The 10,792-nt window shown below is 60.0% G+C and carries 7 protein-coding genes; 3 read left to right on the forward strand and 4 right to left on the reverse strand.

Annotated elements, in window-relative coordinates; all coding sequences use genetic code 11:
• The 3 genes from VN887_06760 to VN887_06770 form a co-directional block, all read left to right on the forward strand.
• A partial coding sequence (locus VN887_06760; protein ID HXT39707.1) for a hypothetical protein occupies positions 1 to 1,469 on the forward strand: 1,469 nt, incomplete at its 5' end.
• A 188-nt stretch (positions 1,470 to 1,657) separates the two neighbouring features.
• The gene (locus VN887_06765) at positions 1,658 to 4,645 is read left to right on the forward strand and encodes a c-type cytochrome domain-containing protein (GenBank protein ID HXT39708.1); all 2,988 of its coding nucleotides are present in this window, start codon (positions 1,658 to 1,660) and stop codon (positions 4,643 to 4,645) included.
• Between the two features lie 18 nt (positions 4,646 to 4,663).
• Positions 4,664 to 5,614, forward strand: a complete 951-nt coding sequence (locus VN887_06770; protein HXT39709.1) for an aldo/keto reductase — start codon at positions 4,664 to 4,666, stop codon at positions 5,612 to 5,614.
• Positions 5,615 to 5,674: 60 nt separating this feature from the next.
• On the opposite strand, the gene VN887_06775 is transcribed toward VN887_06770, so the two are convergent.
• The 4 genes from VN887_06775 to VN887_06790 form a co-directional block, all read right to left on the reverse strand.
• Complete coding sequence (locus tag VN887_06775) at positions 5,675 to 7,072, reverse strand: sigma-54 dependent transcriptional regulator (GenBank protein ID HXT39710.1); 1,398 nt, start codon at positions 7,070 to 7,072, stop codon at positions 5,675 to 5,677.
• Entirely contained in the window at positions 7,062 to 8,618 is a 1,557-nt protein-coding gene (locus VN887_06780; GenBank protein HXT39711.1) for an ATP-binding protein, read from the reverse strand. Before VN887_06780 ends, VN887_06775 begins: the two co-directional genes overlap by 11 nt.
• A gap of 20 nt (positions 8,619 to 8,638) precedes the next feature.
• Positions 8,639 to 9,835: a hypothetical protein gene (locus tag VN887_06785; protein ID HXT39712.1), complete on the reverse strand. Its 1,197-nt coding sequence runs from the start codon at positions 9,833 to 9,835 to the stop codon at positions 8,639 to 8,641.
• Between the two features lie 39 nt (positions 9,836 to 9,874).
• A partial coding sequence (locus tag VN887_06790; protein HXT39713.1) for a secretin N-terminal domain-containing protein occupies positions 9,875 to 10,792 on the reverse strand: 918 nt, incomplete at its 5' end.

The raw sequence follows: 10,792 nt of genomic DNA on the forward strand, positions 1-10,792 counted from the left end.
CCCTGCCGTGCGAAGTGGTCGGGCAATTTTACCCCGCCGGCGACCGCGACTTCTTCGTGTTCGACGCGCAAAAGGGCGATGTTTGCTGGATTGAACTGTACTCGCACCGGCTCGGCCTGCCCACCTCGCCGTTTGCGCTGCTTCAGCGCATCACGAGAAATGACAAGGGCGACGAAAAGGCATCTGACGTTCGCGAGCTTTACGCCTCGGACGCAAATATCGGCGGGCCCGAGTTCAACACGGCAAGCCGCGATCCGGCCTGGCGCTTTGAAGCGACGGAGGACGGCACGTACCGGATTCAGGTTCGCGATCTGTTTAATCACGAGGAAAACGACCCGCGTTTCATCTACCGCCTCTCGCTGCACAAAGAAGCGCCGGACTTCCGCCTGCTGGCACTGGCCCAGGCGCCCCCTCCGGTGAACAAGGATGGGAAAGAGGCGGCGGTGTGGACGCCGTTCCTGCGTCGTGGCGAGACCATTCCGATCAAGGTGCTCGTGTTCCGCCGGGACAACTTCGACGGCGAAATCGAACTGAGCGTCGAAGGCCTTCCACAGGGCGTGAGTTGTGCCCCGGCAAGAATTGCAGCGAAGAAGAGCTCCGCATTTGTTCTTCTGACCGCCGCGGAGGACACGAGTGACTGGTCCGGTCCCATCCGGGTCATCGGCAGGGCAAAAATCGGAGAAACAGAAGTCGCGCGGCAGGCCCGGGCCGGTTCGATCACCTGGAATGTTCCCGATTACAATAACGAGGCGGTTGACGCCCGGTTGACTCGCGAGCTGTATCTCGACGTCACCGGAGTCGAAAACGCGCCGGTTGTGATCGCTCCCACGGACAGCAAAATCCAGGAGGCAACCGCCGGCAGCAAACTGCAAATCCCGCTCAAGCTCGCGCGACACTTCGAGTTCAATGAAAACCTGAAACTGAAGGCGATGGGCGATGCCGGCCTTGACGCCCTGAAGGAGTTCGAGGTGGACGGCAAAACCAACGCCGCGACTTTGGAAATCGACCTCAGCCAGCAAAAGCTTGCGCCGGGCACACACACGTTCTGGCTGCAAGCGCAGACAAAAGGAAAGTACCGAAACAATCCCCGGGCGGCCGAGGAAGTCGCTGATGCAGCCGGAAAGGCGGAGAAACTTGCCGCCGAATTGTCCACAGAAGCGAAAAAGGCGGGCGAGGCACTCGCTGCCGCAACCAAGGCCGCAGACGAAGCGACGGCTCAAGCAAAATCGGTTTCCGAAGGAGAGAAGGCGGCCGCCTCGGAAAGGTCTTCAGCAACCGAGAAGGCGAAGACCGATGCGGCAAAAGCAAACGAAGAAGCCGTTGCAAAAGCAAAGGAAGCGGAAGACAAAAAGGCCTTCTTGCAGAAGCGCGCGAAAGAGCTCGACGAGAGGGCAAAACCGCGTGAAGTGACCATCACGGTCTATTCCACGCCCATAACGATCCAGGTGAAAGCGGACAAGGAGAAGTGACTGCCGGATTTCTATTGAGTCATTTGCGAACGGCGGCTTTTCGTCATCGTTCCCTCCGTTCCATCGAAGCGTCCGCCAAAAGAGGCTTTCGACCAGAGCGAGCCTGCCCTCCGCCTCCCCGATGGAGGAAACCTTTCACCGGCAACAGCAATACTCACGCTCATGCGGTCGCGTGGCTTGCGTTGACAATGCTATCCATCGCTTCCGTCGTGGCAGACGAAGGGGCTGCCGGCGAAAACCGTTCCAAGCCCATCCCCGTCGCCAGGCTCAAGCACTCGGCCCAGGTTGATTTCGACAGAGAGGTGCTGCCGATTCTCAAGAACAACTGTCTGGCCTGCCACAACAAAACCACGGCCAAGGCGAAACTTGTTCTGGAAACCCCGGAAGACATGATCAAAGGGGGCGATTCCGGCCCGGTCGTCGCGCCAAAAAGGAGCGGCGTGAGCCTGCTGCTGAAAGCGGCGGCGCACCAGCTTGAGGATACGATCATGCCGCCACCAGGCAACAAGGTGCAGGCATCCAACCTCACGCCCGAAGAACTCGGTCTCATCAAACTCTGGATCGATCAGGGCGCAAAAGGCTCCGCCAGCATCGTCCGACCCGTCGAATGGCAACCATTGCCGGAAGGGTTGAATCCGATCTACGCCGTGGCGGTGACAACAGACGGCCAGTTCGCCGCCTGCGCCCGGGCGAACCAGATTTTCATTTATCACATTCCCTCGCACAGACTCGTCGAACGTCTCACGGACCCGCAACTCCAGAAAGCGGGCCTCTACGCCAGACCGGGCGTCGCGCATCGGGACATTGTGCACTCGCTCGCGTTCAGTCCCGACGGCAGCCTGCTGGCCTCCGGCGCATATCGCGAAGCTAAACTCTGGCGGCGACCGAAGAACACGGGAAGGCTCCGGCTCGCGTCCGTCGCGCGCAGGTCCGTGACGGCGGTCGCGACCAGCCCGGACGGCCGATGGCTGGCGACGGGCGGCGATGACGGCCGCGTGCAAGTGCGCGAGTTGATTGACGGAAAACGAGCGAAGCATTTGCCGGCGCTCAAAGGAGCGATTCGAAGTTTGAAGTTTTCTCCGGACGGTACGAAGCTCGGCTCAGTTTCAGACGACAAACTCCTGCGCATTTGCGAGGTGCCGGCAGGTAGAATCGTCACTCAAATGCGCCTTGACTCGGAACCGAACGCGCTCGTGTGGCTCGGTGATGACCAACTGGCTTGCGGCGGCGCAGATAGTTCGATTCATCTCTGGCATCTCGACGCGACCCGGCGCTCGCTGGCGGCGACCCGGGAACTACGCGGTCACGAAGGAACCGTCACGTCCCTGGACGTTGTGCCTTCGAGTCACCAGATCATTTCGGGGAGCAGTGACGGCTCGTTGCGCCTTTGGGACGTCGAGTCGGGAAAGTTGATCCGCGAAATGAAGCACGACGGCCCGATCACGGCCGTCGCCGTCCGCAATGACGGCAAGCGGTTCGCGTCCGCAGGAACGGACAAAACCGCGAAACTCTGGAACCTTGCCGAAGGAAGGCAAATCGCGGAATTGAAAGGTGATCGTTATGCGCAGGAGCATGCCGCCGATTGCGAACGCGCTCTGGTGTTCGCGAAATCCGAAGTGGAGTTTCACAAGGCCGGGTTGAAGTCGGCGGAAACCAACCAGACCGCGCAAGCCCAAAGAGTCAAAAAGGCGACCGACACCAGCGAAATCGCGGAAAAAGAACTGGTCGAGAAACAGAGGAATTTTCTGGAGGCGACTGAGGCGCGCGCCGCCGCCGAAAAGTCGTTGGAGGATTTGCAGGCCGAAACCCGGAGGGCCGCCCAGTCGCTCGCCGCCGCCGAGACGGCTGCGAAAGAAGGCGAGACGGAAGCGAAGTCGGCCAGGGAAACCCCCGGCCAAACCCGTGAGACCATCGAGCGATTGGGAGCGGAGGCTGCTGCAAAGACGAAGGCCGCGGCGGAAGCGAAAACCGCGTTCGAAAAACTCAGCGCCGCATCCAGGGAAAAGGAAGGCAAGGCGGACGAGCATTTAAAGACCGCAACCAAAGCGTTCGCAGAAGCCGAGAAGGAATTAAAGAAAGCGGAGCAGGCCGGGTCCAATGCCAGGACCGAACTGCAACTCGCGAACAAGGCCGACGACGAGGCCGCAAGGAATCTGACGGACGCCGGGATCGAAATCCAAAAAGCCGGCGATCAACAAAAGCAGAGAGAGACTGATTTGCAAGCAGCCAAAAGGGCCGTGGTGGAATCCGAACAACCCATTCGCTGCCTCGCGTTTTCGCCGGATGACCTGACACTTGCCGCCGGGGGTGATGACGGGGTGATCCGCACTTGGAGCGCGGACAACGGGACGGCATTCGAAACCTTCCGCGGCCACAAGAACGCCGTGCTCGCGGTCGCCTTTGCGAGCAACGGAAATCTGGTCTCCGGCGCGGCGGACCGGGACGCGGTCGTCTGGGATTTGAAACCGGCCTGGAAGTTGGAGCGTGTGATCGGAACGGGTGACGTAAACTCTCCCATCATCGATCGCGTCAACGTCGTCAAGTTCAGTCCCGATGGTAATCTTCTGGCGACGGGAGGGGGTGAGCCCACGCGCGGAGGTGAAATAAGGCTCTGGCAGACCGGAACCGGCCGTTTGGCGCAGTCGTTCACCAACGTTCACAGCGACGCGGTGTTCGGTCTGGACTTCTCGCCGGACGGAAATTACCTGGCGTCCGGCGCGGCCGACAAGTTCGCGAGAGTCATTGATCTGTCCACAGGCAAAATTGTGCGGCAATTCGAAGGCCACACGCACCATGTCCTCGGCGTAAGCTGGGAACGGAACGAACGCACGCTCGCCACTGCCGGCGCGGACAACGTGATCAAGGTTTGGGACTTCACGAAAGGCGAGCGGAAGAAGAATATCGGCGGGTTCGACAAGGAAGTGACCAGCATCAGTTTCGTCGGTTACACCGATCAGGCTCTGGCTGCCTCGGGCGACGGCAAGGTGCGCCTCGTGCGCGAGGACGGCAGCGAAGTTCGCTCCTTTTCCGGCGACAACGATTTCGTCGAATCCGCCGCCGTGACACCGGACGGAAAAATTGTCGTGGCCGGCGGTCAGGACGGCACCCTGCGCGTGTGGGATGGGACGAATGGAAAGCTGACCGAGTCTTTTCCTCCGCCCGAGGCCGGGCAATGAAACCCCTCTAACACCGCCATGGAATATCGCTCCCTGGGTGAAACGGAACTCAAGATTTCTGTCGTCAGCTATGGCGCGGCTTCGATCGGCAATGAATACGGCAACCTCGACGAAGCGCAAGGCATCCGGTCGTTGCAAGTCGCGCTCGACGGGGGCGTGAATTTCATCGACACCTCGCCTTATTACGGCCGGACGCTCTCGGAAAAGGTTCTGGGCAAGGCGTTCAAGGAGATCCGCCGCGATCGCTTCATTCTAGGCACAAAGTGCGGGCGTTATGATGTGGACGAATTCGATTTTTCCGCCGAACGCGTCACACGCAGTGTGGACGAAAGCCTTCAACGCATGGGCGTGGAGTATCTCGACATCATCCAGTGTCACGATATCGAGTTCGGCAGTCTCGACCAGGTCGTGAACGAGGCGCTCCCCGCCCTGCGCAAGCTTCAGCGGCAAGGCAAGGTGCGATTTGTCGGCGTGACCGGGTTTCCGTTGAAGATCTTCAAATACATCCTCGACCGGGCGGAACTCGACTGCATGTTGTCCTACTGTCATTACTCGCTCAACAACACGTCGCTGCCCGGCCTGATTCCCTATCTGCGAAGCAAAGGGGTGGGCATCATGAACGCATCGCCGTTCTCCGAACGACTCCTGACACGTCAGCCGTTACCGGCATGGCATCACGCCCCACCTCTGCTCCGCGAATATTGCCGCAGGGCGGTGGAGCACTGCGACGGCAAAGGCGTGGACATCGCAAAGCTGGCGATCCAGTTCTGCATTCAGAACCCGGACATTACAACGACCGTCGCCGGCACTGCGAACCCGACGAACATGGCGAACATATTGAAATGGATCGAGGAACCTGTTGACCGCGAGTTGATGGCCGAAGTGCAAAGGATTCTGGAGCCTGTGACAAGCTTGTTATGGCCGGTGGGCCTCCCCGAAAACAGCAATGATCCGCAATCCGGCCTCTGACTGTTGGTGGCGGGGCAATCAAAGAACGATTCTTGTCCCGACCCCGTTTTCTGACCTCGATCATCGTTCTGCACCGCCCGACTTTTCCGGCGTTGGGTCCACTTCGAAGCCGAGTTCCCGCAGGCGTTGCAATTTGTAAATCATCGCGCGACGGCTTATGCCGAGCGCCTTGGCGGTCTCTGTCCGGTTGAAGTCATGCTTGCGGAGCGCCTGAAAAATGGCCTGCCGCTCGATTTCCTCCAAGCGATGGGCATCGAACGGCTCCGTCGCCGAAGAATGCTCCGCCGCGACGCGCGCCCGCGCCGGCAGGTGCTCCGGAAGGATCATCTCACCTCGCGACAACAGGGCGGCCCGTTCCATCGCGTTGCGCAGTTCGCGCACATTCCCCGGCCACAAGTATCGGACCAGACAATCCGCGACGGAAGAGGAGAAACGCGCCCGTCCCTGGGTAAATTGCGCGATGAATGCGCTCGCAAGCGGGAGGATGTCTTCGGACCGCTCACGCAACGGAGGAATGTTCATTTCCACGACATTGAGGCGATAAAACAGGTCCTCGCGAAACCGCCCTTTTTTGACCTCCTCTTCCATGTTGCGATTCGTCGCCGCAAGGATCCGCGCGTCGGTGTGAATCTCCGTGTTGGAGCCGAGGCGCTGAAATCGACCATCCTGGGTGACCCGCAGCAATTTCGCCTGAAGTTGCGGTGACATTTCGCTGATCTCGTCGAGGAAAATGGTGCCTCCGTCCGCCAATTCGAACCGCCCTATCCGGTGCGCGGCGGCGCCGGTGAACGCGCCTTTTTCGTGGCCGAAAAGCTCGCTTTCCAGCAGCGTTTCGGGAATGGCGGCGCAATTGACCTTTACCAGCGGACCGGAGGCGCGGGCACTCCAGGCATGCATCACGTCCGCCAGCACTTCCTTGCCCACGCCACTCTCGCCGGTGACCAGGACGCGGCTTTCGGATGGGGCGACGAGTGACGCGTCGCGAAACAGAGCCTGCATCAGCGGGCTGCGGGCCACGATGTGCGCGGGCAACTGCCTGCTTTCACTGAATTTGAGGGGCGCGGTTTTCGAGAGGCCCGTCGCCTGGCGGACGGAAACTAGCAATTCGTCCAGGTCGATCGGTTTGGCAAGGTAGTTGACCGCGCCATCCCGCATCGCGCCCACCGCTTCGCGAATGTCGGCGTACGCCGTCACCAGAAGCACCGGCAACACGGCTCGCTCCTGACGCGCGCGTCGAAGCGTTTCCAGGCCGGAAATGCCCGGCATCCGCACGTCCGAAATCATCATGTCGAAGTCACCCGCGCGCAACACCTCGAGCGCCTTTTCGCCCGAAGCAACAGGGACCGTATCGAACCCCTGCCCTCCGAGAAATGAATTCAGAAGACTCCGTTGCCCGGCGTCGTCATCCACGATCAGGACGCGCGGCGTTCGGGCGTCGTTGGCGGTCTCAGGCGCCATGTCCTGAAGCTTTCGCTGCCGGTTTCAAGTGGGTGATTCGGAAAATGGCGCCCCGCGGCTGGTTTGCCGCGCATTCGATTTCCCATCCGTGCGCCAGCACAATCTGCTGGACCACCGCCAGGCCGAGCCCCGTCCCATTCTGGTGCGTGGTAAAGTAGGGCTTGAAAATCTCGGCCCGCTGGTCGGGAAGAACTCCGGGGCCGTTGTCTCGGATCTCCAGGGACGCCTCGCCAGTATTCTCTCTTTCAGCGACGATCTCGATCCCTCCACCCGGTTCGACCGCCTGAACGGCGTTGAGCAACAGATTGAACAACGCCTGCCGCAGGAGTTGTTCATCAGCCTCGATGGTCAACATCCTGTCGGGAACATTCAAGCGAACGTGTTTTTCCTCGAGATCGTAATTGAGAGCGCGTGCCACTTCGGCGACAACCGAGTCCAGCGCCACCGGCGCGCGGCGCACCTCCCGCGGTCGGGAATAGTTGATGAATTCGTTAAGCTGGGCCGTGACGCGGTCGGTTTCATCAACGATTTCCCGCGAACGGCGGCGAACCTCCGGCGCCGCATCGGCTTCTTTGGAAATCATCTGCGCCATCCCGCGGATAATGTTCAGAGGATTGCGCGTCTCATGGGCCAGGCCGGCCGCGGCAAGATTCATTTCCTTCAGCCGCGCGTTCATTTCACTGGCCCGGACAAGGCGAACCTGCAGGTCGGACGATTTCGTGAGATTCCGCCAGGCGGAGCCGAGGCCAACAACGGCGATGCTCGCGAATACCCCGACGACCAGACGCATCCACAAGTCCTGGGCGCAGGTCTGGTAGAATGCTTCAGTGGACATGACCAGGATCAGGCCGTGCAAACCCCGTCGCTCAATCATCGATTTATACTCTTCCTCACTCATCCAGGGCGGACGACCGAACCGGGGTCGCCCGGAGCGTCGTTCCGTTCGATTGGTCGGACCCGGTCCGCCGGAGCCGGCGGAGCCGACCGGTGCAGCATTCGAGACGATGTTCGGGCGGGCGGGCGGGCGGTGATCATCAGGCGGCGGCGGGTCGCCGGGCGGTCGAACTCCGCCCTCCGCTTCGCGGGGGCTTCGCGGAGCTTCACGTCGGGGAGCCACAACAATTGTCGTCGGGCGGTTGGTTTCGCCCGGAGGACCAAGACTGGCGCTCAAATCAACGGGATTGACGAAGGATACGGCTTTTCGGCCCCAACGCTCGCGGTCCCGCGTTGCGTCCGGGTCGATGGGAGCACCCACGGCAGCGACGACTTCATTGGAGGCGTTCAAAAGAGCCGCGGAGATGAGTTCTCCGGGTTTCACGAGCCGGTTCAGCGCCGACTCCAGCCGGTCCTGCAGAACGATACCCCTGAACGAAGCGGACCCGATCACGCCGCTGGTGATGTCCGCGATATACTTCGAGCGATCCGTCACTGCATCGCGCGCCGACGTTTTCACGCGGTAATGCTCCACCACCTGCCATCCGACCACCAGAGCCCAAACAGCCGCCAGTAGTCCGTACACCAAAACGTTGCGGCGCTTCAATTCCATGGTGAATCCAGGATCAGGGGCTATTTGTCCTTCTTCATCGGAACTCGCTCCAAGAACTGGTCGAGCTCTGATTCAGACACGGATTTCTGGATCATTGGATTCTGACCCTGTTCTCTTTCAGCCATCGCCGCAAGTTGCGTGGGCATTCTGACAATGTGCGGCGTCAGGAAGATCAACAACTCGGACTTGGTACCGTTTTTGGTCTGACGTTTGAAAAGATTACCCAACAACGGAATGTCACCCAGGAACGGGATTTTGCTCTGGCTCGACGACTTGTCACTGGTCATCAAACCACCGATCACCACGGTTTGCCCGTCTGGAGTAATCGCCACGGTGTCCGCCGAACGAATATCAATGATCGGCGCGGTGACACCTTGAGCAACGGTTATACCCGGGCCGGAATCAATCGACGAGATCGACGGCGAAACAATCATTTCCACCATCCCATCCGGAGTGATGTACGGCGTGACCCGCAGGATGATTCCCACCGGCGAGTATGCAAAGCTGTTGATGGGAGTGCCGGCAATTCCCTGGTAGCTGACGGACTGAACCAACGGAACGTTCTGGCCCACCTGAATCGTCGCGGGTTGGCGATCGCGCGCGAGAATCGACGGACGCGACAACAATTGGGCTTTTCCGGCCTGAGCGATGGCACGCAGCGTCACCTGAAAATCAGTCCCAAGAATCTGGTAAAGCCCGGCGCCGGGGGGGTTCGGCGAAAAATTTCCGACGGTCTGACCGAATGCATTCACGTTGGTTGGCGAGAAGACGCTCCCCAACGGGGACGCGCCGAAGGCGTTGGCGGCTGCGACGTTGAGTGGATTGTTGGTGGTGCCGACATTGTGCGCCCAGCCACCCTCCACACCGATATCGAGAGAATCGTTATGCTGGACTTCGAGAAAAACGACTTTGATGAGCACCTGGGGCTTCGGGCGGTCCATGGCCGCGACGGCCTGCTGGATTTGCGCAATGGTGGCGTCATCTCCGATCACCACGAGATTGCCGGAATCATCAACCGAAATCGTTGCACTCCCCACTTGACCGTTGGGTGTGTATTGCGACTGGTTGGCGCCTGTGTTGCCCCGTCCCGCGTTCCCACCACCAAATCCTCCAAACCCGCCAAAACCGCCGCGTTGTTGTGCGTGAACCTCCAGCGCGGCGCACAGGCAAAGGCCAATGACTCCACCGAGGTATTTTTTCCAATTATGCGTTCTCATGGTTGTAGTTCGTCAAGGGTTTGCAGCCTGTGCAATGGATCAGAATCCGCCCGTGCGGGTGCGCGCGGTGTTCCCAGTGCCCCCGCCAAATGCGGTGTTGTTGTTGTTCTGGTTCTGCTGGATCCGGGTCGCAAACGGATCGTTTTGCGTGTTCCGCGTGTTGCGCGAAGTATTGGCCCCCACCGTGTCCTGCAGAGCCTGCATGATCTCGGTTGCATTCCCGTTGATAACCGGAATCACTGTCATGCGTTGCTTTTTTCCGGGTTTGTCAAGCTGGGTGACCATTTCCTCGATCTGTCCCATCAAATCCCTTGTGGCAGTGACCACCACCGAGGAGGTGCGCGCATCGGCGACCGCGACGACCTGATTGCGTTTCTTGATGCGGTCCTGCTGGGGGTTGCCATTGCCGGAATTGGCGGCCAACGCAGCGGCAAAAAACCCTCCGGGTCCGCCACCAAATCCCCCGCCGCCTCCCCGCCCCCCGAACCTGCCACCACCTCCTCCTGCTCCTCCCCGATTGCCAAATCGTATCGGCGCCGAGGCGCTGTTCTGATCGGGAAAAAGTCCGCTCAAGAGCGTCGCCATATCCGTTGGGTCGGCATAATCCAGATGGAACACGCGCACCTCGGTGACATCCTCCGCGCTCGAATCGATGGCTTTGATGATTTCTGCCAGATGCCGGATGTTGGTCTGTGTGTCGGTGACGACGATCGAATTGCCGGCCTGATTAGCAATGATCGTGGCGCCGGGAGAAACAAATGGAGAGAGATCTGAAACCAGCTGCGACGCCTCCACGTATCGAATCGGGATGATCTGCGTCACCATTTCGTCGTTGTCAGGAATGGATCCGGGATCATTGCTGATCTTGACCGGATTATTGCTGCTCTTGGCCGTGGCTTTGTCCATGATCTTCAGAGTTCGCGGCCCGCTGCGAATCGCCGCGAACCCGTTCTTGTT

Origin of the sequence: Candidatus Angelobacter sp., assembly GCA_035607015.1 — a bacterium.
GTDB lineage: Bacteria > Verrucomicrobiota > Verrucomicrobiia > Limisphaerales > AV2 > AV2.